Consider the following 24,437-nt stretch of genomic DNA (forward strand, 5'->3'; position numbering starts at 1 on the left):
CGACCTCGCGCTGGGGACGGTGCTCCTGCTCGTCCTCGCGGCCGCCACGGCGGGGTGGGTCGACGCCGTCGTCGGCGGCGGCGGGCTCGTCCAGCTCCCGGCGCTGCTCCTGGTGCCCGGCATCGCGCCCGTGCAGGCGCTGGCGACGAACAAGCTCGCCGGCATCGCCGGCACGAGCGTCAGCGCCGCGACGTACCTGCGGCACGCGCCACCGGGCTCGCGGCCCTCGGTGCGCACCGCCGTGCCCATGGCGCTGCTGGCGCTGGCGGGGGCGGCCGGGGGAGCGGCCCTGGCGTCGTCCCTGCCGGGGGCGGCGCTCGAGCCGCTCGTGCTGGCCGCGCTCCTCGTCGTGCTCGTCGTCGTGGTCGCCCGGCCGCGGCTCGGGGAGACGACGACCCAGCGCCTCCACGGCGCCCGCGAGGTCGCCGCGGCCGCGGCGCTCGGCGCCGTCCTCGGCGCCTACGACGGCCTGCTGGGCCCGGGCACGGGCACGTTCCTCGTCTTCGCGCTCGTCGGCGTGCTCGGCCTCGCCTTCCTGCGGGCGACGGCGACGGCGAAGGTCGTCAACGTCGCCACCAACCTCGGCGCCCTGCTCGTCTTCGCGCCGCAGGGCCACGTGGTCTGGGGGCTGGGGCTCCTCATGGCCGCCGCCAACGTCCTCGGGGGCTACGTCGGCGCCCGCACCGCCGTCGCGCGGGGCAGCCGCTTCGTGCGCGTCGTCTTCCTCGTCGTCGTCTCCGCGCTGGTGCTGCGCCTGGGCGCCGACGTGCTCGGCCTCGCCTAGGGACGCCGAGAGGCGCGCGGGGTGAGCCGTCGCCCGTCCGCCCCGGTGAGGCCGCATCTCGGGGCGAGTCGTCGCCTGTTCGCCCCGGTGAGGCCGTCTCCCGGGGCGAGTCGTCGCCTGCTCGCCCTCGGAGGCGACGTCGTCGCCCGCTCGCCGGACGCCGGGGGAGCGGCGGGTCCGTCGTCAGGGGGTCGAGGTGCCGGGCAGCGCCAGGGCCGCCGGGTCGGGCGACGGCCGCCACGCCCCGGCGGCGGCCGCCGACCGGAGGAGGACGTCGGCCGCCAGCGGGCGCCGGTCGCCGGGCAGGTCCGCGACGGCGCCCAGCGCCGTGGCGGCCAGCCGGTCGAGCACGAGGACGACGAGCGCCGCCGCGTCCTGCGGGCCGCCCAGCGGCGAGGCCAGCGCGTAGCCGGCCTCCGGGACCGGCGGCTCGGCCCCGGACGCCGCGATCGCCGGGCCGAGGGCCGCGGCCTCGCGCGCCAGGCCGTCCCGCAGCTGCAGAGCCCGCTCGCGCGGCCCGCCGTCGAGGGGCGCCGCGGCCACCTCCGCGGCGCGCGAGGCCGCCAGCGCGCCGGCGGCCACGCGGACGAGGCCGGCGCCCTCCGCGTCCGCGGGGTCGGCGGGCTCGGCGGGTGAGGCGTCGCCGCCGCCCGCGTCCTCGGTGTCCTGAGGATCCTGGGCGGCCGGCTCCTCGCCGTCGGTCGTGCGCGCGTCCCCCTCGACGTCGGGCAGCGGGGGGAGCGCGGGCTCCGGCGCACCGACGGCCGCGGCCAGCTGCCGCGCGAGCAGCGCGCGCGAGGCCGCGACCGACGCGAGCAGCCGGGCGAGGCCCGGCGAGGTCCCGGCGAGGTCCTCGCCCGCCCCCCGGGCCGCGGCGGCGAGGGCGTCGACCAGCGCTCCGGCGTCACCGCCGGTCCCGCTCGCCGCGCCGGGACCCGCAGCCGTGCCGGGCGCCGACGGCGGCCGGGTCGGGGCGGTGGGGGCTCCGTCCAGCTGCTCGAGGTGGACGGCGCAGGCCGCGACGACCGCCGCCAGCGCGCGCGACCGGGCGTCCTCGGCGGGGAGGTCGGCGGGTGCGGCGCCGAGGGCACGGGCGGCGAGGTCCCGGGCGCCCGCGGCCGCCGCGCGACGGGCCCGCTCGTCGGCGTCGGGGACCGGCGGCGCCGGGGTGCCCGGCCAGTCCGGGTCGACGCGCACGTCCCCCATCTCGGGGAGCGCGCCGCAGCCGGCGAGCGGCGCCGCGAGCGCCACGAGCCCGGCCGCCCGGAGGACGGCGCGCCGGCTCGCCCACGGCGCCGTGGTCCGCGCCGTGGGCTGCTCGGGGGGCCGCGCCGTGCGCCGGGCGGGGGGTCGGCTCGGCACGCCCGCGATGCTGCCACGCGGGGGACGGGCGCCGCGGGCGCGGCGGCTACGCTCGTCCCCCGGCCGGTGCACCGGGCGCGCGGTGCGCGCCCCCGGCCGACGAGACGCACAACTGGACACGGAGGACGACGTGGCGAGCAGCGCCCCCAGCAGGCCGGCCGAGCTGACCGAGGTCCTGGAGCCCGTCGTCGCGCGGGCCGGGCTGCACCTCGAGGGCGTGAGCGTCACGCCGGCGGGTCGCCGCCGCGTCGTCCGGGTCACCGTGGACCTGCCGGAGGACGCCGTCGGCGCCGTGCCCCACGACCGCGTCGCCGAGGTGAGCCGCTCGGTCTCGACCGCCCTCGACGACGCCGGCGCCTTCGGGGAGCAGCCGTACCTGCTCGAGGTGGGCAGCCCCGGCGTCGACCGCCCCCTCACCGAGCGCCGCCACTGGCGGCGCGCGCGGACGCGGCTCGTCGCCGTCGACGTCACCGGCGAGGACGGCGCGGCGCGCCGGACCACCGGGCGCGTCGTCGAGGCGGGCGACGACGGCGTCGTCCTCGACGTGGACGGCGAGCGCACGACGGTGCCCTGGGAGCGCCTCGGGACGGGCGCGGTGCAGGTGGAGTTCCGCCGCCCCGAGGGGCATCCCGACGACGACGCGGACGACGACGGTGACGCGGACGACGTCGTCGACGACGACAGCGACGACGACGACCTGGACGAGACGGACGACGAGCAGGACGAGGACCGGGCCTGATGGACATCGACATGGCGGCGCTGCGGGCGCTGGAGCGCGAGCGGGAGATCCCCCTCGACGTCCTCGTGGGCGCCATCGAGAACGCCCTGCTGCTGGCCTACCAGCGCACCCCCGGCTCGGCGGCGCGGGCACGGGTCGAGCTGGACCGGAAGTCCGGGCGGGTGACCGTGTGGGCGCGCGAGCCGCAGCCCCCGGCGCCCGAGGTGGCCGACGGCGAGGAGCCGCCGCCCCCGCCCCCGCCCGCGCGCGAGTACGACGACACCCCCACCGGCTTCGGCCGCGTCGCCACCTCGACGGCGCGCCAGGTGATCTTCCAGCGCCTGCGGGAGGCCGAGGACGCCGCCGTGCTGGGGGAGTTCCAGGGCCGCGAGGGCGACGTCATCTCGGGCCTCGTGCAGCAGGGGCGCGACCGCTCCGTCGTCCACGTCGACCTCGGCGCGGTCGAGGGCGTCATGCCGCCGGCCGAGCAGGTGCCGGGGGAGTCCTACCCGCACGGCTCGCGCGTGCGGGCCCTCGTCGTGTCGGTGCGGCGCGGCACGAAGGGCCCGTCGATCACGCTCTCGCGCACCCACCCCGACCTCGTCCGGAAGCTCTTCGCCCTGGAGGTCCCGGAGATCGCCGACGGGCACGTCGAGATCGTGGCGCTGGCCCGCGAGGCCGGTCACCGCACGAAGGTGGCCGTCCGCAGCCACGTCGCGGGCCTCAACCCCAAGGGCGCGTGCATCGGGCCCATGGGTCAGCGGGTGCGCGCGGTCATGGCCGAGCTGCGCGAGGAGAAGATCGACATCGTCGACTGGGACGACGACCCGGCCCGGTTCGTGGCCGCCGCCCTGTCGCCGGCGCGGGTCTCGAGCGTCGAGGTCGTCGACCGGGAGGCGCGCGCCTGCCGCGTCGTCGTGCCGGACTACCAGCTGTCGCTCGCCATCGGCAAGGAGGGCCAGAACGCCCGCCTCGCCGCCCGGCTGACGGGCTGGCGCATCGACATCCGCAGCGACACCGCGCCCGAGCCGCCGCCGGTCGACCCGTCGGTGCGCCGCGAGCCGCTGCGGGGCGGCCCGCGCACGCCCGACCGCGACCCGCGCGGTGGGGCCGGGCGACCGGGGGGGCCGCGCACGGGTGGCCCCCGCACCGGTGCGCCCCGGACGGGCGCTCCCCGCACCGGAGCCCCCCGCGACGGCGGACCCCGCGGCGCGGGCCCGCGCGACGGGGGCGGCCGGCCGCCGCGCGACCCGCGCGGGTGACGCGGCCGGTCGACGCCGGGCCGGCCCCCGCCGCCCGTCCGCAGCGGACGTGCGTGGGCTGCCGCACGACGACGTCCGCCGACGACCTCCTGCGGCTCGCCGTCGCCCGGCCGCCCGCGGAGCACGGGGAGACGGCGAGCCCGGGCGGTGGCCCCGACGCGGACCCGGGCACCGGCACCGGCACGCGCACGGGCGCGGACGCGGCGCCGGACGCGGGACCTCGACGCGCGGGACCGCCCGTCGCCGTCGCCGTCGCCGTCGCCGTCGTCCCCGACCCGCGGCGCCGGCTCGGCGGTCGGGGCGCGTGGCTGCACCCCGACCCGGCGTGCCTCGCCCTCGCCCTGCGGCGCCGGGCGCTGCCGCGGGCCCTGCGCACCGGCGCGCCGGTGGACGCCTCGGCCGTCGAGGCGCACCTCGCCGTCGGCCCCCCGTCGCCGTCGGACCGCTGACCCGTCGAGCGCTGACCGCCGTCGAGCGCCGACCCGCGTCGGCCCCTGTCCGGCGGCTCGTCCCGTGGCGGCGGGAAGAAGGCGGGCCCGGGCGGCGCTGCACCTCGCGGCGGGTCGCCTGCGTGCGCTCGTCGCCCCCTCCCGCCCGGTGGCGGAGCCGTCCACGGCACTGCTGTGCGGCGCCGCCCCGCGGAGGTGGCACCATGGTCGGGTGCGTCGGAACCCCGGACGACGCGCGAGACCCCCGTCGAGGCGACGGAGCAGCACCACCGGGACGACGGACGAGATCGAGAGCGGGTCGGCATCTGATGGGCACCCGATGAGCTCCCAGCGATGAGCACCCCCCGTACGTAGATCGGCTCGTGCCTGCCTGAGGCCCGGGCCAGGACAGGAGAGATGTGGCAAAGCCCCGGGTCCACGAGATCGCGAAGGATCTCGGCGTGGAGAGCAAGGTCGTCCTGGCCAAGCTCCAGGAGATGGGCGAGTTCGTCCGGTCGGCGTCGTCGACCGTCGAGGCTCCCGTCGTCCGACGCCTGAAGGACGCGTTCCCCGCCGCTGACGGCGCGAGCGCCCCCAGCACCAGCCAGAAGCCCTCGGGCGGGAGCCGCAGCACCGCGGCCCGTCCGGGCCCCGCGCGCCCGGCCGCCTCCCCGGCGACCTCCGGCGCGTCCGCCGGCCGTGACGACGCCCCCGCGGCGCCGCGCCCGTCCGGCCCCGCCCCCACGCCGGGTCCGCAGACCCAGCGCCCCGCGGCGTCCGCGCCGTCCCCGGGCCCGCAGGCCCCCGCGCGCCCCGGGCCGCAGGCCCCCGCCGCGCCGGCCCCGCAGGTCCCCGAGGCGCCCGCGGCCCGCGCCGGCCAGCGCCCCGAGGGCGGTGCCCCGACGCCGGGCGCCCGCCCCGGCCCCGCCCGCCCGGCCCCGCAGGCGCCCCAGGCGCCGGCGGCCCGCTCCGGCGAGCGCCCGTCCGACCGCGGCGGCGACCGGGGGACCGGTCGTCCCGCGCCCGGCGCCCGCCCGGGCGGCCCCACGCGGCCCGGCAACAACCCCTTCGCCACGAGCCAGGGCATGCCGCGTCCCGGCGGCCGCCCCGGCCAGGGCGAGCGCCCCGAGGCCGGCGCGCGTCCCGGCGGTGACCGCGGCAGCGCCGGTGGTCCCCGTCCGGGCGCCCCGCGCCCCGGCAACAACCCCTTCGCCACGAGCCAGGGCATGCCCCGCGGCGGCGGTCCCCGCCCCGGCGGCGCGGCCGGCGCCGGCGCGGCGGCCGGTGCGGGCGACCGTCCCGGCGGCCCCCGTCCGGCGCCGCGCCCCGGTGGCGCGGCGGGCCCCGGCGGCCCCCGCCCGAACCCGGGCATGATGCCCGGACGCTCCACGGTCGGGCGCCCCGGCGCCCCGGCGCGCGGTCGTCCCGGCGCGGGCGGTCGTCCCGGTGCGGGCGGTCGTCCCGGCGGCGGCGGCCCCGGTGGCCCCCCCGGCGGCGGCGGCTTCCGCGGCCGCGGCGGCGGTCGCGGCAACACCGCGGGCGCCTTCGGCCGCAGCGGCGGCCGTCCCGTCCGCGGGCGCAAGAGCAAGCGCGCGAAGCGCCAGGAGTACGAGGCGATGCAGGCGCCGTCGGTCGGCGGCGTCAGCGTCCCCCGCGGCGACGGCTCGACGGTCATCCGCATCCGCCAGGGCGCGACCCTGACGGACTTCGCGGAGCGCATCGACGCCAACCCCGCGAGCCTCGTCACGGTGCTCTTCCACCTCGGCGAGATGGCCACGGCCACGCAGTCCCTCGACGAGGACACCTTCAAGCTCCTCGGCTCCGAGCTGGGCTACGACATCCAGCTCGTCTCGCCGGAGGAGGAGGAGCGCGAGCTCTTCGCCGACTTCGACATCGACCTCGCGGGCGAGCTCGAGGGCGAGGGCGACGACGTCCTGGAGGCGCGCCCGCCGGTCGTGACCGTCATGGGCCACGTCGACCACGGCAAGACGCGCCTGCTCGACGCCATCCGCTCGGCGGACGTCGTCTCGGGCGAGGCCGGCGGCATCACGCAGGCCATCGGCGCCTACCAGGTGGTGAAGGAGCACGAGGGCGAGGACCGCGCCATCACCTTCATCGACACCCCGGGCCACGAGGCGTTCACCGCCATGCGCGCCCGCGGCGCCGACGTCACCGACATCGTCGTGCTCGTCGTGGCGGCCGACGACGGCGTCATGCCGCAGACCGTCGAGGCGCTCAACCACGCCCAGGCGGCCGGCGTCCCGATCGTCGTCGCGGTCAACAAGATCGACAAGGACGGCGCCAACCCGGACAAGGTCAAGCAGCAGCTGACCGAGTACAACCTCGTCGCCGAGGACTACGGCGGCGACACGATGTTCGTCAACGTCTCCGCCCGGGAGAACCAGAACATCGACGGGCTCCTCGACGCGGTCCTCCTGACGGCGGACGCGGCGCTGGACCTGCGGGCCAACCCGGACAAGGACGCGCGCGGCGTCGCCATCGAGGGCCACCTCGACAAGGGCCGCGGCTCCGTGGCGACGGTGCTCGTGCAGTCGGGGACGCTGCGGGTCGGCGACGCGATCGTCGCCGGCGGCGCCCACGGCCGCGTGCGCGCCATGCTCGACGAGCGCGGCGAGAACGTCTCCGAGGCGGGCCCGTCCCGCCCGGTGCAGGTGCTGGGCCTCACGCAGGTCCCCGGTGCCGGCGACACGTTCATCGTCGCGTCCGACGACCGCACGGCCCGGCAGATCGCCGAGCGCCGCGAGGCGTCCGAGCGCGCCGCCCTCCTGGCCAAGCGCCGCAAGCGCATCAGCCTCGAGGACCTCACCGCCGCCCTGGCGGAGGGCAAGGTCGACAACCTCAACCTCATCATCAAGGGCGACGGGTCCGGCTCGGTCGAGGCGCTGGAGGAGGCGCTGCTCAAGATCGACGTCGGCGACGAGGTCGCACTGCGGATCATCCACCGCGGCGTCGGCGCCATCACGCAGAACGACGTCAACCTCGCGACGGTCGACAACGCGATCATCGTCGGCTTCAACGTGCGCCCCGCCCCGCGGGTCGCGGAGCTGGCCGAGCGCGAGGGCGTCGACCTGCGGTTCTACTCGGTCATCTACGCGGTGATCGACGAGGTCGAGCAGTCGCTCAAGGGCATGCTCAAGCCGGAGTTCGAGGAGGTGCAGCTCGGCACCGCCGAGGTGCGCGAGGTCTTCCGCTCCTCGAAGTTCGGCAACATCGCCGGCTGCCTCGTGCGGACCGGCGAGGTGCGGCGCAACTCGCGGGCGCGGCTGCTGCGCGACGGCGTCGTGCACGGCAACGACCTCGCGATCCACTCGCTGCGCCGGTTCAAGGACGACGCCACCGAGGTCCGCGAGGGCTTCGAGTGCGGTATCGGCCTCGGGTCGTTCAACGACATCCGGGTCGACGACGTCATCGAGACGTACGAGATGCGCGAGAAGCCGCGCGCCTGACGCGCACGGCGGCACCGCCGGGCGCCCCCTCCGCGGGGGCGCCCGGCGGTGCGCTCGCACGACCCGCTCGACGAGCACGACCAGAAGGGCACGGCCGGGACCCCACGGGAGGTCCGGGGGAGGAGGGGCGAGGTGTTCGTCGGCGTCCTCGTCTGCGACCTGCTGCTCCCGCCCGACGTGGGCTCGCTCAAGGGCAAGCGGTCGGTCGTCCGCCCGCTCGTCGCGGAGCTGCGGCGCCTCGAGGTGGCCGTCGCCGAGACGGGCTCGCTCGACCTGCACCGGCGCGCGGAGGTCTCCGCGGCCGTGGTCGCCGCGACGGCGGACCGGTGCCACGAGCTCCTGGACCGCTGCGAGCGTCTCGTCGCGGCCCGGCCGGAGCTGCAGCTGCTCGGCGCCCACCGGCTGCTGCGCTCGGACACCGACGACTAGGGCCGGCCGCCGCCGGACCAGCACGACCGCACGGACGCACGACCGGGGCGAGCCGCCCCGCCAGCCGAGGAGGACCGATGGCCGACCCCGCGAGGGCCCGCAAGCTCGCCGACCGCATCAAGGTGGTGGTCGCCGAGACGCTGGAGCGCCGCATCAAGGACCCGCGGCTGGGCTTCACCACCATCACCGCCGCGCGGGTCACGGGCGACCTGCAGCACGCGACGGTCTTCTACACCGTCTTCGGCGACGACGTGGAGAAGCAGGCCACCGCCGCCGCCCTGGCCAGCGCCCGGGGCGTGCTGCGCTCGGAGGTCGGGCGGCGCACCGGCGTCCGGCTGACCCCGACGCTGGAGTTCCTCGAGGACGCCGTCCCGGAGAACGCCCAGGCCATCGAGGACCTGCTGCGCACGGCCCGCGAGCAGGACGCGGCGGTCGCCGTCCTCGCCGCCTCCGCGCAGCCGGCCGGCGAGGCCGACCCCTACCGGCACGACCCCGCCCTCCTCGACGAGGACGACGACGAGGACGACCTCGACGACGACGAGGTGGAGGACGTCGAGCACGACCCCGACGCCCGGCCCGGGGCGGACCGGCTCGGCGACGACGTCCTCGACCCGGACGTCCGCGCCCGCCGCCGGTGAGCCGCCGGGGGAGCGGCCCCGAGCCCGCGGGCGGGCTCCTCGTGGTCGACAAGCCGGGCGGGATGACGAGCCACGACGTCGTGGCCCGCGTGCGCCGGCTCGCGGGCACCCGCCGCGTCGGTCACGCGGGGACGCTCGACCCGATGGCGACGGGCGTGCTGCTCCTCGGCGTGGGGCGCGCGACGCGCCTGCTCACGCACCTCGTCGGCGCGGACAAGGCCTACGAGGCGGTCGTGCGCCTCGGCGAGGCGACGACGACCGACGACGCCGAGGGCGAGCTGCTGCCGGACGTCGGGACGGCGGCGGGCGCGCGCGGCGTCGACCCCGACGGCTCGGCGCTGGCGGACGCCCTCGCCGCGCTGCGCGGGCCGATCTCCCAGGTGCCCAGCGCCGTCTCGGCCATCAAGGTCGACGGGCGGCGCGCGTACGCCCGGGCCCGCGACGGCGAGGAGGTCGCCCTCGCGGCCCGGCCCGTCGTCGTCAGCGCGCTGGAGGTGCGCGGGACGTCCCGGGGCACCGGGGCGAGCGGTCGGCCCGTCCTCGACCTCGACGTCCGGGCCGTCGTCAGCTCGGGCACCTACGTGCGGGCCCTGGCCCGCGACCTCGGCGCGGCCCTGGGGACCGGGGGGCACCTCACCGCGCTGCGCCGCACGCGCGTCGGCCCCTACGACATCGCCGGGGCGGCCCCCCTGGCGGATCTGGCCGCCGCGGTGGACGCGCGCGGCGACGCCGGGCGGACGCCCGACGCGCTGCCGGGGCTCCTGCCGCTGGCGCGCGCCGCCGCGGCCGCCTTCGGCGTGCGCCACGTCGACGACGCCGAGGCCGCGGACCTCGCCCACGGGCGGCGCATCGCCCCGGCCGAGGACGGCCCGACGGGCACGCCCGAGCGTCCCGTCGCCGCGCTCGACCCGGCGGGCGAGCTCGTCGCCCTCGTCCGCGACGAGGACGGCCGGACCCGGCCGACGCTCGTCCTGCGGCCGGCGTGAGCGCCCCCAACGGCGTGGGCGCGTCCGACGGGGCGGGTCCGTCCGACGGGGCGGGCCGGGCGGACGGGGCGGGCCGGGCGGACAGGACGACGGGCGTGCGCCGCTGGGCGGTGCTCGTGACGCCCGTGGCCAACCGCGTCTACGCCGGGGACGCCCCCCGGCTGCTCGCCGCCGAGCTCGCCCTCGTCCTGGGCGCGGGCGGGGCGCCCGCCGACGTCGCGGTGGAGCACGTCGCCGGCCTGCCCTACGTCGTCCTCACGAGCCCCGGGGACCTCGACGACCGGAGCCGGCGGGCCGTCGCCGCGGCGTCGACCGCGCACGCCCTCTTCGAGCGCCGCACCCTGCCCGACGGCGCCGAGGCCCTCGTGCCGGTGCCGCTGCCCGCCGTCAACCTCTACGACGACGACCTCCTGACCATCCCCAAGTACCCGGGGAAGACCAACGAGCACGTCACGCGCCTGCTGCTGGACCTCGCCGTCGCGGCGCTCGAGGACGGCCCGGCGGGTGCGGCGGGGGGAGCGCCGGCCGCCCGACGCCGCCTGCGCCTGCTCGACCCGCTCGCGGGGCGCGGCACGACGCTGCACCTCGCCCTCATGGCCGGCATGGACGCCACCGGCGTGGAGGTGGACGCCGGGGAGGTCGACGCCCACCGCGCCTTCCTCGTGCGGTGGCTGCGCACCAAGCGCCTCAAGCACTCCGTGGACGCCGGTCGCCTCACGGTGGCGGGGACCCGGCTGGGCGACCGCCTGCGGGTGCAGGTCTCGCCGTCCAGGGAGGCCGCCCGGGCCGGCGACGTCCAGGTCCTCGAGGTGCTGCGCGCCGACACCGCCGCCGTCGGCCCCGTCCTGGCCGCCGGCTCGTTCGACCTCCTCGTCACCGACGCGCCCTACGGCGTCCAGCACGGCAGCGCCCGTCCCGGCGGGCGCGGCGGCAGGGCCGGGGGACCCAGCGGCGGTGCGGGCCGGGACGGTGCTGGTCGGGACGGTGCCACCGGCAGGGACAGGGGGCCGCACGACCTGCTCGAGCGGGCCCTGCCCGTCTGGGTGCCGCTGCTGCGGCGCGGCGGCGTCCTCGCGATGTCCTGGAACACGCACGTCCTGCCGCGCCCGGAGCTCGTCGCGCTGCTCGAGCGCCACGGGCTCGAGGTGCTCGCCGCGGGGGAGGACGGCGCCCTCGCGCACCGGGTCGACCAGGCCGTGCACCGCGACCTCGTCCTCGCGCGCCGCCCGGGCCGGACCCCCGGCGCCGCCGCGGGCTGAGCGACGGCGCCGCCCCCGCCGGGCGCCCGGCGATCTTCGCGCTGCGCCGGGAGCCCGCGGGGCGTACAACGGTCGCCGCGGCGCCGCACCCTGCGCGCCGCGGTGCGCGGACGGAGACCGGCATGAGCAGCAGCGAGCAGAGCGGGGGCGCGGCGCCGCCGGCCCGTCGCGACAGCAACCGCAAGGCGGTGGCCCTGGCCCTGGCGGCCGCGGTCGGCGGGTTCCTCTTCGGCTTCGACTCCTCCGTCATCAACGGCGCGGTCTCAGCGATCCAGGGCCAGTTCGAGCTGACGCCCTTCATCATCGGCTTCGTCGTCGCCGTGGCGCTCCTGGGCTCCGCGGTCGGCGCGTGGTTCGCCGGGACCCTCGCGGACCGCATCGGGCGCACGCGGGTCATGCTCGTCTCCGCGATCCTCTTCCTCGCGTCGGCGGTGGGCTCGGCCTTCGCCTTCACCCCGTGGGACCTGACCTTCTGGCGCGTCGTCGGCGGCGTCGCCATCGGCATCGCCTCGGTCATCGCGCCCGCCTACATCGCGGAGATCTCCCCGAGCAAGATCCGCGGCCGGCTGGCGTCCTTCCAGCAGCTCGCCATCACGCTCGGCATCTTCGCGGCGCTCCTGTCGGACGCCTTCTTCGCCGGGGCGGCCGACGGCGGGGCGGGCGGCACCTTCGCCGGTCTCGACACCTGGCGCTGGATGCTCCTGGCCGAGGCCGTGCCGGCCGTGGTCTTCGGCATCCTCGCGCTGCTCATCCCCGAGTCGCCGCGCTACCTCGTGGCCAAGGGGCAGACGCAGAAGGCCGTCGCCGTCTTCCGCGACTCGCTGCACGCCCGCAACGCGGACGCGCTCGTGCAGGCCGTGCGCAAGAGCCTGCAGCGCGAGGACGAGCCCTCGATGCGCGACCTGCGCGGGCCGCGCCTCGGGCTCCAGCCGATCGTCTGGACCGGGATCATCCTGTCGGTCCTGCAGCAGTTCGTCGGGATCAACGTGATCTTCTACTACTCGACGACGCTGTGGCAGTCCGTCGGCTTCGACGAGTCGGACTCCTTCACGATCTCCGTCTTCACGGCCGTGCTCAACGTCCTCGTGACCTTCGTCGCCGTCGCCTTCGTCGACAAGGTCGGGCGCCGCAAGCTGCTCATGGCGGGCTCCGCCGGCATGGTGCTCGGGCTCGGGGCCGTCACCCTCGCCTTCACGCAAGCCGCCGTCGTGCCCGGCCAGGACGACGTCTCGCTGCCGACCGGGTGGGGCCCCGTGGCCCTCGTGGGCGCCAACCTCTTCGTCATCGCCTTCGGCGCCTCCTGGGGCCCCGTGGTCTGGGTCCTGCTCGGCGAGATGTTCCCCAACCGGATCCGCGCCGCCGCCCTCGCGGTCGCGGCCGCCGCGCAGTGGATCGCCAACTTCGTCGTGACGGTGACGTTCCCGGTGCTCTCCCAGGACGTCTCGCTGTGGGCGACGTACCTCATCTACACCGTCTTCGCGGCCCTGTCCTTCCTCTTCGTCAAGACCAAGGTCGTCGAGACCAACGGCGTCGAGCTCGAGGACATGGGCACGGACAAGCAGTCGGCGCCCGCCCGAGCCGGCACCTGACCGGCGTCGCCTCCGGCCCGGCGGCCGTCCCCGCGCGGGCCGGGCGCCGGCGGGCGCGCCCGGGGGAGACCGGCCGGGGCCGCGCCGACCCGGCCTGGCACAGTGGGAGCGACCGGGACGGGCCCGGAGGTGAGAGGGGCGGCCCCGCGTGGAGCGCTGGTACGGAGCGGAGCAGGTGCCGTCGGCGCCGCGCGGCTCGGTCGTCGCCGTCGGCAACTTCGACGGCGTGCACCGCGGCCACCGCGTCCTGCTCGAGGAGGTCGTGCGTGTCGCCCGCGAGCGCGGGCTGCGGGCGCTCGCCGTCACCTTCGACCCCCACCCCCTCCACGTCCTGCACCCCGACCGCGCGCCCGCGCTCCTCACGGGCCTGCCCGAGCGGCTCGAGCTGCTCGGCGGGACGGGCCTCGACGGGGTCGTCGTCCTGCCCTTCACGCGCGCGCTCGCAGCCCGGACGCCGCGCGAGTGGGTGGCGGAGGACCTCGTCCGCGACCTGGACGCGCGGGTGCTCGTCGTCGGGCACGACGTGCGCTTCGGCGCGGGCAACGCCGGCGACCTCGCGGTGCTGCGCGAGCTGACGGCCGAGCTCGACGTCGACGTCGTCGTGCTCGACGACGCCGTCTCCGCCGGCCGGCGCTGGTCGTCCTCCTGGGTGCGCGAGCTGCTCGCCGCCGGTGACGCCCGCGGGGCCGCCGACGTCCTCGGCCGCCCGCACCGCGTCGTCGGGGAGGTCGTCCACGGCGACCACCGGGGCCGCGAGCTCGGGTACCCGACGGCGAACCTCTCCGCGGGCGCCGAGGGGCTCGTGCCCGCCGACGGCGTCTACGCCGGCTGGCTCACCGCGCTGGACGGCGGCGCCCCGGGCGGCGGCGTCCGCCCGGGCGAGCGCCGTCCCGCCGCCGTCTCCATCGGCACGAACCCGACCTTCGACGGCCTCGAGCGGCGGGTGGAGGCCTACGTCCTCGACGTCCCGGACGGCAGCCCGCTCGACCTCTACGGCGTCCGGGTCCGCGTCGAGCTCGTCGAGCGGCTGCGCGAGACCCTGCGCTTCGACGGCGTGGAGGCCCTCTGCGCGCAGATGGCGCGCGACGTCGACCGGGCCCGCCACGTGCTGGCCGCCGCGGCGTCCGCCGAGGGGCGCCGACCGCTCCGTGCCTGACCACTCCGCCCCTGACCGCGGCGGCCGGGGCGGCCCGGGGTGAGCCGTCGGGCCCCGGCGCGCCCGCTGCTACCCTGGCGGGGCCGTCTGATCGGCCGCGGACCCAGAGAGCCCGGGTGGACGTGCCCCGGCGCACCGCGCAACGGACCCAAGGAGAGCAGTGCCCCTCGACGCCGCCACCAAGCAGCAGATCATGACCGAGTACGCGACGCACGAGGGCGACACCGGCTCGCCCGAGGTGCAGGTCGCGATGCTCACGAAGCGCATCACCGACCTGACCGAGCACCTCAAGGAGCACAAGCACGACCACCACAGCCGCCGCGGGCTGCTGCTGCTGGTCGGCCAGCGCCGTCGGCTCCTCAAGTACGTCGCCAAGCAGGACGTCAACCGCTACCGCGAGCTGATCGGCCGGCTCGGCATCCGCCGCTGACCCCCGGACGCCGCCCCCTCAGGTGAGGGGGCGGCGTCGGTGCGTCCGGGCCCGCCCGGGCGCCGCACCACCCGCGGCACGACCGCCGCACCGCACCACCGCAGTCCCGAGCGCGACCCGGCCCCGCCGAGCACCGCGCCCACGGGCAGCGACGAGCCGGAGAGCCGGTCCTCGGTGGTGGCCCCCGGGAGGCGCGCAGCGCGCCGGCCCGTGGGCCTCGATCGGGAACTGGCCTCGCACCCCGACGCCCACACCTGGGCACCGGCCCGTCGTCGCCCCGCTGCACCGGAGGACCGGTGCGGCAGACCCGACGAACGGAGACCTCCTCGTGGAGACCACCCCCACCGCCGTCGAGACCGTCATCGACAACGGCTCGCACGGCTCCCGCACCATCCGCTTCGAGACGGGCCGCCTGGCCAAGCAGGCCGCCGGCTCCGTCGCCGCCTACCTCGACGGCGAGTCGATGCTCCTGTCGGCCACGACGGCCGGCAAGAACCCCAAGGACCACTTCGACTTCTTCCCCCTCACGGTGGACGTCGAGGAGCGCATGTACGCCGCGGGCCGCATCCCCGGCTCGTTCTTCCGCCGCGAGGGCCGCCCCGGCACCGACGCGATCCTCACCTGCCGCCTCATCGACCGGCCGCTGCGCCCGTCGTTCGTCTCGGGCCTGCGCAACGAGGTCCAGGTCGTCATCACGGTGATGGCGCTGCACCCCGACGACGCCTACGACGTCCTCGCCATCAACGCCGCGTCGCTCTCGACGCAGCTCTCCGGCCTGCCCTTCTCGGGCCCGGTCGGCGGCGTCCGCGTGGCGCTCGTCGACGGCCAGTGGGTCGCCTTCCCCAAGCACAGCCAGATGGAGCGCGCCGTCTTCGACATGGTCGTCGCCGGCCGCGTCGTCGGCTCCGGTGACGACGCCGACGTCGCGATCATGATGGTCGAGGCCGAGGCCACCGAGGACGCGTGGACGCTGGTCTCCGAGGGCGCCCAGAAGCCCACCGAGGAGGTCGTGGCCGCCGGGCTCGAGGCCGCCAAGCCCTTCATCGCGCAGCTGTGCGCCGCGCAGCAGCAGGTCGCCGACGCGGCCGCCAAGGAGACGCAGGAGTTCCCGCGCTTCCTGGACTACTCCGACGACGTCTACGCGGCGGTCGAGGAGGCGGGCTCGGAGCGCCTCGCGCAGGCCCTCACCATCGCCGGCAAGCAGGAGCGCGAGTCCGCCCTCGACGAGGTCAAGGGCGCCGTGCGCTCGGAGCTCGCCGACCGCTTCGAGGGGCGCGACAAGGAGGTCTCGGCGGCGTTCCGCTCGCTGACCAAGGCCCTCGTGCGCCAGCGCGTCCTGCGCGACGGCGTCCGCATCGACGGCCGCGGCCCGGCCGACATCCGCACGCTCGGCGCCGAGGTCGAGGTGCTCCCGCGCGTCCACGGCTCGGCGCTCTTCGAGCGCGGCGAGACCCAGATCCTCGGCGTCACGACGCTGAACATGCTCCGCATGGAGCAGCAGATCGACTCGCTCGGCCCCGAGACGCGCAAGCGCTACATGCACAACTACAACTTCCCGCCGTTCTCCACGGGCGAGACCGGCCGCGTGGGCTCGCCCAAGCGTCGCGAGATCGGCCACGGCGCCCTCGCCGAGCGCGCGCTCGTCCCGGTCCTGCCGAGCCGCGAGGAGTTCCCCTACGCGATCCGCCAGGTCTCCGAGGCGCTGGGCTCCAACGGCTCGACGTCGATGGGCTCGGTCTGCGCCTCGACCCTGTCGCTGCTCAACGCCGGTGTGCCGCTGCGCGCCCCGGTCGCCGGCATCGCCATGGGCCTCATCTCCGACACGGTGGACGGCGAGACCCGCTACGCGGCGCTCACGGACATCCTCGGCGCCGAGGACGCCTTCGGTGACATGGACTTCAAGGTCGCCGGCACCAAGGAGTTCGTGACGGCGATCCAGCTCGACACCAAGCTCGACGGCATCCCCGCCTCGGTGCTCGCCGGCGCGCTGACGCAGGCCCGCGACGCGCGCCTGCACATCCTCGACGTCATGGCCGAGGCCATCGACGCGCCCGACGAGATGAGCCCGAACGCGCCGCGCGTCATCGCCGTCCAGGTGCCGGTCGACAAGATCGGCGAGGTCATCGGCCCCAAGGGCAAGATGATCAACCAGATCCAGGACGAGACCGGCGCCGACATCTCCATCGAGGACGACGGCACGGTCTACATCGGCGCGACGGACGGCCCGTCCGCCGAGGCGGCGCGGTCGATGGTCAACGCCATCGCCAACCCGCAGATGCCGGAGGTCGGCGAGCGCTTCGTCGGCACCGTCGTCAAGACGACGACGTTCGGCGCCTTCATCTCGCTCACCCCGGGCAAGGACGGCCTGCTCCACATCTCCCAGATCCGGAAGATGGTCGGCGGCAAGCGGATCGACTCGGTCGACGACGTCCTCGGCGTCGGCCAGAAGGTCCAGGTCCAGATCGCCGAGATCGACCCGCGCGGCAAGCTCTCCCTCGAGCCCGTGCTCGCCGAGGGCGAGGGCGACGCCTCCGGCGACGCCCAGGGCCAGCAGGCGGAGGCCGCCAACATCTGATGCCGGTCGAGCTGACCACGCTCGAGGGCCCCGACGGGTGGCTCGAGCACGACGCCGCCGGGCGGGCGGGTGCGCGCGTGCGCCGCACCCGCCTGCCCGGCGGCGTCCGGGTCCTCACCGAGCAGGTGCCGGGCGCGCGCTCCGCGACGCTCGGCGCCTGGGTCGGCGTGGGCAGCCGTGACGAGGCCGACCACGAGCGGGGCTCGACGCACTTCCTCGAGCACCTGCTCTTCAAGGGCACGCGCCGCCGCTCGGCCATGGACATCGCCGTCGCCCTCGACGAGGTCGGCGGCGACGCCAACGCCGCCACGGGCAAGGAGACCACCTCCTACTACGCCCGGGTGCTCGACGCCGACCTGCCCGTGGCCGTGGACGTCGTCTGCGACATGGTCACCTCCGCCGTGCTGCGGCCGGAGGACGTCGACGGCGAGCGCGGCGTCATCCTCGAGGAGCTGGCCGCGGCCGAGGACGACGACGAGGACGTCGCGCAGGAGCGCTTCGCCCTCGCCGTCCACGGCGACACCCCGCTGGGGCGCCCCATCGGCGGCACCCCGGACGACATCCGGCGCGCGACGCGCGACGCCGTCGCCGACCACTACCGCCGCCACTACGTGCCCGAGGGCCTCGTCGTCACCGCGGCGGGCGGTCTCGAGCACGACGCCGTCTGCGACCTCGTCAGCGGGGCCCTCGCCGAGGCGGGCTGGCCCGTCGGCGACGCCCCCGACCCGCTGCCGCGCCGCGCCGCGACGGCGGGCGAGCCGGTCCCGAGCCGCCGCGGCCCCGGCGGCGTCGTCACGGTCGAGCGCGACACCGAGCAGGCGCACGTCCTGCTCGGGGGCCCGGGCCTCACGGCGACCGACGAGCGCCGCTGGGTGATGGGCGTCCTCGTGGCCGTCCTCGGCGGCGGCATGAGCTCGCGGCTCTTCCAGGAGGTCCGCGAGAAGCGGGGCCTGGCCTACTCGACGTACGCCTTCGACGCCGGCTACGCCGACGACGGGCTCTTCGGCCTCTACGCCGGGTGCACGCCCGCCCGCGTCCCCGTCGTCGTCGAGCTCCTCGCCGAGCAGTGGGCGCTCCTGGCCCGCGACGGCCTGGGGGAGGACGAGCTGCGCCGCGGCCGCGGCCAGCTGTCCGGCTCCCTCGTCCTCGGCATGGAGGACTCCGGCGCCCGCATGACGCGCCTGGCGCGCACCGAGCTCGTCCACGGCCGCTGGACCGGCGTCGACGAGGCGCTGGGGCGCATCGCGGCCGTCACCGCGGACGACGTCGTCGCGCTCGCGGGGGAGCTGCTCGACGCCCCGCGCTCGCTCGTCGTCGTCGGGCCCTTCGACGACGACCCGGTGGCCGTCGCGCCCTGACCGCTCGCGAGACCGACAGAGGGCGGGCACCCGGCACCGGGTGCCCGCCCTTCGTCGGTCTCGTGGGCCCTGACGGGTCGGCGTGCGGGCGCTCGGTCGGGTCCGCGTCCGGGTCGGCACGGCTCCGGGCACTGGCTCGGCGCGCTGGGGCCGGCTGCCGTGGGGGTCCGGGCGCCGGCCTGACGTGCCTCTCCGCCGCACCGCCCCGGACGCTCGTGCTGAGCCTTCGGCTCCGGCATCCCCACCTGCTCACCTCCGGAAGCGGCCGCTACCGGCACCCCGAGCGGCGTCCCGCTCCGGCGGGCTGCGCGAGTAGCCACCCGAGCGTCCGGCGGGGCGGCGCGGAGAGGCACGTCAGGCCGGCGCCCCGCACCGAGCGCGGGGTGACCACGGCGCGCCGAGCCAGTGCCCGGAGCGCCGCGCCGTCGGACGCGGACCCGGCCGTGCGCCTCGGCCCCCGCGAGACCGTTCCGCCGGCGGTCGTCACCGGCTCGACCGCCGTGGACGGGGGAGCGAGCGGCGCCGCCCCGTCACCCGCGCGGGTCGTCGGTGGGCGTGCTCGGGCGCAGGAGTGGCACCATGGGGGCGCTCGACGTGGCCAGCGCCCCGTCCAGCGCGTGCTCCCGGGGTCGGTGCAAGTCCGAACCGGCGGTGACAGTCCGCGAACCGCGGCGGCCCCGCGCCCTCCAGGCGCGGCCGGTCGGCGCGGCCGACCCGGTGGAAGTCCGGGACCGACGGTGAGAGTCCGGAGGGGAGGCAGCACGCGGTGGCCCGGGGGCGCGCAGCGCCGTCGTCCGCCGCGGGCACCCCCGCGCCGGTCGGCGTCGTCCGCGCACCCCTCCCACCGACCGCCGGCGACGGCGGAGCTGCCCCCGCACGTCCTCCCGCGGCCCGCGCCGGTCGCCGACGCCCCGGCCCGTCGGCTGACGCCAGGAGGAGGAGCGGGTGTTCACGGGCATCGTGGAGGAGCGCGGCGAGGTCGTCGCGATCGAGGTGGCGGGCGACGACGCGCGGCTGAGCGTGAGGGGTCCGCTCGTGGTGGGCGACGCGCGCGAGGGCGACTCGATCGCCGTCGACGGCGTGTGCCTCACCGTCACGGGGGAGCCGGAGGACGGCGTCTTCGCCGTCGACGTGATGGGCGAGACGCTGCGTCGCACGAGCCTGGGCACGCGCTCGCCGGGCGACCCGGTGAACCTCGAGCGGGCCCTGCGGGCCGACGCCCGCCTCGGCGGCCACGTCGTCCAGGGGCACGTCGACGGGGTCGGCCACGTGGTGGCGCGCACCCCGTTCGAGCGCTGGGAGACGGTGCGCGTGTCGGTGCCGACCGACCTGGCGCGCTACGTCGCGGAGAAGGGGTCCATCACCGTCGACGGCGTCTCGCTGACGGTCACGGCCGTCGGGGACGACGGCCCGGCCGAGGGGCCCGGCGGCCTCGACCTGCAGGGCGAGCGCTCGTGGCTCGAGGTCGGGCTCATCCCGACGACCCTCGCCGCGACGACGCTCGGCGAGCGGGCGGTCGGTGACCCGGTCAACCTCGAGGTCGACGTCCTCGCCAAGCACGTCGAGCGGCTGCTGGCCTCCGGTGCGCTCCCCGGCGGGCCCCGGTGAGCGCGACCACGGGCACGCCGTCGGTGGTCCCCCCGCGCGACGGCGAGGACGTGGACCAGCCGCTCGCGGCGCCGGCCGTCGACGGCGACTCCGGCGTCGCGCTGGACCCGCTGGAGGACGCGCTCGCGGCGCTCGCCGCGGGGCGGCCCGTCGTCGTCCTCGACGGCGCCGACCGGGAGGACGAGGGCGACCTCGTGCTCGCGGCCGAGCTGGCGGAGCCGGCCACCGTCGCCTTCGTCGTCCGCTGGACGAGCGGGCTGCTGTGCGCGCCGCTCGCGGCCGAGGACGCCGACCGGCTCGAGCTGCCGCTCATGGGCGCGGGGTCGCGGCGCAACCGGGGCGACGCGCACGGGACGGCCTACACGATCACCGTCGACGCGGCGGTCGGGACGACGACGGGCATCAGCGCCGCCGACCGCGCCCGCACGCTGCGGGCGCTCGCCGACCCGGCGTCCGCGCCGGACGACCTGCGGAGGCCGGGGCACGTGCTGCCGCTGCGGGCCGCCGGCGGCGGCGTCCGCGAGAGGCCCGGCCACACCGAGGCCGCCGTCGACCTGTGCCGCCTGGCCGGGCTGCGGCCGGCGGCGCTCATCGCCGAGCTCGTCGACGACACCGACCCCGAGGGCGGCATGCTGCGCCGCGACGGGTGCCGCGCCTTCGCCGACGCGCACGGGCTGCCGCTCGTGTCGATCGCCCAGCTCGCGGCGCACCTGCGCGCGACGGGCGCACCGCAGGCGCCGCCCGTGGAGCGCGGGCGCGTCGTCGCGGGGGCGGTGGCCTCGCTGCCGACGGCGGCGGGGCGCTTCACCGCCCACGCCTTCACGGAGCCGGCGACGGGCACCGAGCACCTGGCGCTGGTGCCCGAGGGCGCCGAGCTGCCCGAGGAGGACGTGCTCGTGCGCGTGCACTCGGAGTGCCTCACCGGCGACGCGCTCGGGTCGCTGAAGTGCGACTGCGGGCCGCAGCTGCGGGCGTCGCTGGCGGCGGTGGCCGCGGCGGGCGCCGGCGTGGTCGTCTACGTCCGCGGCCACGAGGGCCGCGGCATCGGGCTGGCCGCCAAGATGGCCGCCTACGCCGAGCAGGACCGCGGCGCGGACACGGTCGAGGCGAACGAGCGCCTCGGGCTGCCCGTCGACGCGCGCGACTACGGCGCGGCGGCGGCGGTGCTGCGCGCGCTGGGCGTGCGCAGCGCGCGGCTGCTCACCAACAACCCGGAGAAGGAGGAGGGCGTGGCCGAGCACGGCGTCGTCGTCAGCGGCAGGGAGCCCCTCGTGGTGGCGGCGGTGCCGGAGTCGCGCCGCTACCTGGAGGTCAAGCGGGACCGGATGGGGCACCTGCTGCCCCTGTCGGCCACGGACGGGACCCAGGGGGCCGGCACGACCGGCACGGGGGTGGCCCGGTGAGCGGCGAGGGGTCGCCGACGCCGTCGCTGCAGGGGGCGGCGCGCCTGCGCGTCGGGCTCGTCGCGGCGTCGTGGCACGAGCAGGTCATGGGCGGTCTCCTCGCGGGCGCGCGCGCCGCGCTCGCCGACGCGGGGGTGCGCGACGTCCTCGAGGTGCGCGTGCCGGGCACCATCGAGCTGGGCGTCGCCGCCGCTCGCCTCGCCCCGCGCGTCGACGCCCTCGTGGCGCTCGGCGTCGTCGTGCGCGGCGGGACGCCGCACTTCGAGTACGTCTGCCAGTCGGCCACGCAGGCGCTCACGCAGGTCGCCGTGGGCACCGGGACCCCCGTCGGCTTCGGCGTGCTCACCGTCGACACCGTGGAGCAGGCCCTCGACCGCGCCGGGCTCGAGGGCAGCCGCGAGGACAAGGGCCGCGAGGCCGTCGAGGCCGCGCTCGCGACGGCGCTCGTCCTCGACGACGTCGCCCCGCGCTCCGGCGCGGCCGCCGCGCACCGCAGCACGCCGCCGGGCGCCGTCGCCGGGGCGCACGCGTGAGCGCGCCGCTGCGGGTCGCCGTCGTCGGCGCCGGGGGGCGGATGGGCACGGCCGCCTGCCGGGCGGTCGAGGCGGCCGACGACCTCGAGCTCGTCGCGCGCGTGCACCGCGGCGACGCCATGGACGCCGCGGCGGGCGCCGACGTCGCCGTCGTGCTGTCGGTGCCGGACGCCGCGCCGGCGCAGGTCGACTGGTGCGTGCGCCACGGCGTCCACGCCGTCGTCGGCACCACGGGCTGGAGCGACGAGCGCCTCGACGCCGTGCGCGAGGCGCTCGGGCCGGACCCGTCGACGGGCGTCCTCGTGGCGCCGAACTTCGCCGTCGGGGCCGTGCTGGCCATGCGCTTCGCCGCGCAGGCGGCGCGCTTCTACGAGTCGGTGGAGGTCGTCGAGCTCCACCACCCCGACAAGGTCGACGCGCCGTCGGGGACGGCGGCGCGCACGGCCCGCGTCGTCGCCGAGGCCCGCCGCGCCGCCGGGTTCGGGCCGTCGCCCGACGCGACGACGAGCGCCCTCGACGGCGCGCGCGGCGCCGACGTCGACGGCGTGCGCGTCCACAGCGTGCGGCTGCGCGGGCTCGTGGCCCACGAGGAGGTCCTCCTCGGGGGGCCGGGGGAGCAGCTGACGATCCGGCACGACTCCTTCGACCGCGAGTCCTTCATGCCGGGAGTGCTGCTGGCCGTGCGCCGGGTGGCCGACCACCCGGGGCTCCTCGTGGGGCTGGAGCACCTCATGGACCTCGACGGCTGATGCCGGGCTCCTCGGCAGCGCCGGACCCCGCCGGCAGCCCCTCGGGCGGCGGCGGGGGGCCCGCGCGGCGCCCCCGGCGCGTGCCCGCGAAGGCGGTGGTCGTCGTCCTGCTGCTGCTCTCGGCGCTGTACCTGGCGCTGCTCGTGCAGCAGGGCGTGCGGCTCCTGCTCACGGGCGAGGTCGTGGGCGTGCTCCTCGGCCTCGCCGTCCTGCTCGTCCCGGTGCTGTGCGGCTGGGCGGTGGTGCGCGAGCTGCTCTTCGGCCGCGCGAGCGAGCGGCTCGCCGACGAGCTGGCGGCGGCCGGCGCGCTGCCCGTGGACGACCTGAGGCGGCGCCCCTCGGGCCGCGTGGTCCGCGAGGACGCCGAGCGTCTCTTCACCCGCTACCGCGCCGAGGTGGAGGAGCGCCCCGAGGACTGGGCCGCCTGGTACCGCCTCTCCCTGGCCTACGACGCCGCCGGCGACCGCCGCCGCGCCCGCGCCGCGGCGCGGCACGCCATCGAGCTCCGCGGCTAGTCGCGACCGCCGAGAGGCAGAGCTGTGCGCCGAGGACGCGGTGCACCGCGACCTCGGCGCACAGCTCCGGCCGACGGGTCGAGCAGCCGGCGCAGCAGGGCGGCGACGCGCTCCGGTTCCGCTCTCAGCGCCCGTGCCGGCAGGCGGACGAGCACCTCGTCGGTGCGGGTGACCTCGGCGGCTCTCAGCAGGTCGTCGTACCAGCGCGACTCGTCGAGGTGCCCGACGCCGTCGACCTCGAGCAGCACGCGCGACCCGTCCGGGCGCAGCCACTCGGCGTCGAGGTAGCGGGTGCGGCCGACGGCGTCCTCGCGACGCGCCTGCCGCACCGGGAGGGGAAGCCGGTAGCGGCGGCAGAGGCGGACGAGGTCGACCTCGCTGAGGGCCTGGGACCCGCCGGCGACGTCCCGGAGGACGGCGACCACCTCCCTCCTGTGGCGTCCGGTCCTCACCTCCTCCACGGCGGCGAGCAGGCGCTCCGCCGTCGTGAGCCGCTGCTGCACCACCGCGGCGACGAGGCCCCCCGCCGTCCGGGGCGACGAGGACCACGACGCCGCGTCGAGGGCGGCCCGCTCGACCCGGTGGACCGGCAGCCCGCCCCGTCGCGTGACGTCGTGGTCCGCCCGACGGGTCGACGTCCGCAGCCGGGCCCACGCAGGCCCGGTGCGACCGGCCGAGCGGGGCACGACGACGTCGACCTCCTCGTGCTCCCACGCGCGCAGGCCGTGGACCTCGAGCGCGGCGAGACCTCCGAGGACGCCCTCGGTGCCGAGGACGGCGCACCAGCGCCGCTCCGCCGCGGCGAGCGGCCCCGTGTGGAGGACGACGGCGAGCGGGCCGACGGCGCGCCAGGCGCCGGAGGTGACGCGCCGGGCGACGAGGTCGGCGTCCAGGCCGTGCTCGCGCAGCTGCTCGCGCGAGACGCAGCGGGCCTGGGCGTCGGCCAGGTGCTCGAGCTCCCGGGGGAGGGGGAGGCGGCGCACGTCAGGAGGGTGCCGAGCGCGCGGCCGTCGCGCTCGCAGCCCTGTGGACGGAGCGAGAGTGGTGGGGGGGGGGGGGGGGGGGGGGGGGGGGGGGGGGGCGGGGGGGGGGGGGGGGGGGGGGGGGGGGGGGGGGGGGGGGGGGGGGGGGGGGGCCACGGGGGGCCCTCGGGGGGGGGGGGGGGCCGGGGGGGGGCGAGGACGAGCC

21 protein-coding genes are annotated in these 24,437 nt (G+C 77.9%); 19 read left to right on the forward strand and 2 right to left on the reverse strand.

Going from position 1 to position 24,437, the window contains the following annotated elements; genetic code table 11:
- The first annotated feature begins 19 nt into the window (after nucleotides 1-19).
- The gene (locus tag Q0789_RS10510) at nucleotides 20-784 is read left to right on the forward strand and encodes a TSUP family transporter (RefSeq protein ID WP_298804890.1); all 765 of its coding nucleotides are present in this window, start codon (nucleotides 20-22) and stop codon (nucleotides 782-784) included.
- A gap of 183 nt (nucleotides 785-967) precedes the next feature.
- Here the strand turns inward: Q0789_RS10510 and Q0789_RS10515 are convergent, their stop codons facing one another.
- Entirely contained in the window at nucleotides 968-2,146 is a 1,179-nt protein-coding gene (locus tag Q0789_RS10515; protein WP_298804892.1) for a DUF4439 domain-containing protein, read from the reverse strand.
- 130 nt (nucleotides 2,147-2,276) lie between these two features.
- Between Q0789_RS10515 and rimP the strand changes: the two genes are divergently transcribed.
- The 18 genes from rimP to Q0789_RS10605 all read left to right on the forward strand — a co-directional run bounded on the left by rimP (nucleotide 2,277) and on the right by Q0789_RS10605 (nucleotide 23,249).
- A complete protein-coding gene (gene rimP / locus Q0789_RS10520; protein WP_298804894.1) occupies nucleotides 2,277-2,885 on the forward strand; it encodes a ribosome maturation factor RimP in 609 nt (202 codons plus the stop codon).
- Nucleotides 2,885-4,126 (forward strand): transcription termination factor NusA, encoded by a 1,242-nt coding sequence (gene nusA / locus Q0789_RS10525; protein ID WP_298804896.1) that lies wholly within the window; start codon nucleotides 2,885-2,887, stop codon nucleotides 4,124-4,126. The genes rimP and nusA overlap by 1 nt, the downstream gene beginning before the upstream one ends.
- A gap of 53 nt (nucleotides 4,127-4,179) precedes the next feature.
- Nucleotides 4,180-4,575 carry a DUF448 domain-containing protein gene (locus Q0789_RS10530; RefSeq protein WP_298804898.1) on the forward strand — a complete coding sequence of 132 codons (396 nt, stop codon included), beginning with the start codon at nucleotides 4,180-4,182 and terminating at the stop codon, nucleotides 4,573-4,575.
- Between the two features lie 398 nt (nucleotides 4,576-4,973).
- A complete protein-coding gene (infB, locus tag Q0789_RS10535; RefSeq protein ID WP_298804900.1) occupies nucleotides 4,974-8,021 on the forward strand; it encodes a translation initiation factor IF-2 in 3,048 nt (1,015 codons plus the stop codon).
- 132 nt (nucleotides 8,022-8,153) lie between these two features.
- Nucleotides 8,154-8,450 carry a DUF503 domain-containing protein gene (locus Q0789_RS10540; protein WP_298804902.1) on the forward strand — a complete coding sequence of 99 codons (297 nt, stop codon included), beginning with the start codon at nucleotides 8,154-8,156 and terminating at the stop codon, nucleotides 8,448-8,450.
- Nucleotides 8,451-8,527: 77 nt separating this feature from the next.
- The gene (rbfA, locus tag Q0789_RS10545; protein WP_298804904.1) at nucleotides 8,528-9,088 is read left to right on the forward strand and encodes a 30S ribosome-binding factor RbfA; all 561 of its coding nucleotides are present in this window, start codon (nucleotides 8,528-8,530) and stop codon (nucleotides 9,086-9,088) included.
- Nucleotides 9,085-10,074 (forward strand): tRNA pseudouridine(55) synthase TruB, encoded by a 990-nt coding sequence (gene truB, locus Q0789_RS10550; protein WP_298804907.1) that lies wholly within the window; start codon nucleotides 9,085-9,087, stop codon nucleotides 10,072-10,074. The genes rbfA and truB overlap by 4 nt, the downstream gene beginning before the upstream one ends.
- A gap of 95 nt (nucleotides 10,075-10,169) precedes the next feature.
- Entirely contained in the window at nucleotides 10,170-11,333 is a 1,164-nt protein-coding gene (locus Q0789_RS10555; RefSeq protein ID WP_298804909.1) for a hypothetical protein, read from the forward strand.
- Nucleotides 11,334-11,455: 122 nt separating this feature from the next.
- Complete coding sequence (locus Q0789_RS10560; protein ID WP_298804911.1) at nucleotides 11,456-12,922, forward strand: sugar porter family MFS transporter; 1,467 nt, start codon at nucleotides 11,456-11,458, stop codon at nucleotides 12,920-12,922.
- Nucleotides 12,923-13,070: 148 nt separating this feature from the next.
- On the forward strand, nucleotides 13,071-14,078 hold the full coding sequence (locus Q0789_RS10565; RefSeq protein WP_298804913.1) for a bifunctional riboflavin kinase/FAD synthetase: 1,008 nt from the start codon (nucleotides 13,071-13,073) through the stop codon (nucleotides 14,076-14,078).
- Nucleotides 14,079-14,238: 160 nt separating this feature from the next.
- Entirely contained in the window at nucleotides 14,239-14,508 is a 270-nt protein-coding gene (gene rpsO, locus Q0789_RS10570; RefSeq protein ID WP_171203167.1) for a 30S ribosomal protein S15, read from the forward strand.
- 328 nt (nucleotides 14,509-14,836) lie between these two features.
- Nucleotides 14,837-17,083: a polyribonucleotide nucleotidyltransferase gene (locus tag Q0789_RS10575; RefSeq protein ID WP_298804915.1), complete on the forward strand. Its 2,247-nt coding sequence runs from the start codon at nucleotides 14,837-14,839 to the stop codon at nucleotides 17,081-17,083.
- Nucleotides 17,083-18,441 (forward strand): pitrilysin family protein, encoded by a 1,359-nt coding sequence (locus tag Q0789_RS10580; protein ID WP_298804917.1) that lies wholly within the window; start codon nucleotides 17,083-17,085, stop codon nucleotides 18,439-18,441. Before Q0789_RS10575 ends, Q0789_RS10580 begins: the two co-directional genes overlap by 1 nt.
- 945 nt (nucleotides 18,442-19,386) lie before the next feature.
- The gene (locus Q0789_RS10585) at nucleotides 19,387-20,049 is read left to right on the forward strand and encodes a riboflavin synthase (protein WP_298804919.1); all 663 of its coding nucleotides are present in this window, start codon (nucleotides 19,387-19,389) and stop codon (nucleotides 20,047-20,049) included.
- Nucleotides 20,046-21,452, forward strand: a complete 1,407-nt coding sequence (gene ribA / locus Q0789_RS10590; RefSeq protein WP_298804921.1) for a GTP cyclohydrolase II — start codon at nucleotides 20,046-20,048, stop codon at nucleotides 21,450-21,452. The genes Q0789_RS10585 and ribA overlap by 4 nt, the downstream gene beginning before the upstream one ends.
- Entirely contained in the window at nucleotides 21,449-21,985 is a 537-nt protein-coding gene (ribH, locus tag Q0789_RS10595; protein ID WP_298804923.1) for a 6,7-dimethyl-8-ribityllumazine synthase, read from the forward strand. Before ribA ends, ribH begins: the two co-directional genes overlap by 4 nt.
- Nucleotides 21,982-22,734, forward strand: coding sequence for a 4-hydroxy-tetrahydrodipicolinate reductase (dapB, locus tag Q0789_RS10600; RefSeq protein WP_298804925.1), 753 nt, complete (start codon nucleotides 21,982-21,984; stop codon nucleotides 22,732-22,734). The genes ribH and dapB overlap by 4 nt, the downstream gene beginning before the upstream one ends.
- 80 nt (nucleotides 22,735-22,814) lie before the next feature.
- Complete coding sequence (locus Q0789_RS10605) at nucleotides 22,815-23,249, forward strand: hypothetical protein (RefSeq protein WP_298804927.1); 435 nt, start codon at nucleotides 22,815-22,817, stop codon at nucleotides 23,247-23,249.
- Here the strand turns inward: Q0789_RS10605 and Q0789_RS10610 are convergent.
- Entirely contained in the window at nucleotides 23,246-24,232 is a 987-nt protein-coding gene (locus tag Q0789_RS10610) for a hypothetical protein (RefSeq protein WP_298804929.1), read from the reverse strand. The two genes, Q0789_RS10605 and Q0789_RS10610, sit on opposite strands and share 4 nt — an antisense overlap.
- Nucleotides 24,233-24,437: the final 205 nt, after the last annotated feature.

Source organism: uncultured Pseudokineococcus sp. (assembly GCF_947499845.1).
Taxonomy (GTDB): Bacteria; Actinomycetota; Actinomycetes; order Actinomycetales; family Quadrisphaeraceae; genus Pseudokineococcus.

What these genes read in the sequence shown, in the direction of transcription:
- Q0789_RS10560 (WP_298804911.1), top strand. Translation starts at nt 11,456, where the DNA reads ATGAGCAGCAGCGAGCAGAGCGGGGGCGCGGCGCCGCCGGCCCGTCGC.
- rbfA (WP_298804904.1), top strand. Translation starts at nt 8,528, where the DNA reads ATGGCCGACCCCGCGAGGGCCCGCAAGCTCGCCGACCGCATCAAGGTG.
- Q0789_RS10580 (WP_298804917.1), top strand. Translation starts at nt 17,083, where the DNA reads ATGCCGGTCGAGCTGACCACGCTCGAGGGCCCCGACGGGTGGCTCGAG.
- nusA (WP_298804896.1), top strand. Translation starts at nt 2,885, where the DNA reads ATGGACATCGACATGGCGGCGCTGCGGGCGCTGGAGCGCGAGCGGGAG.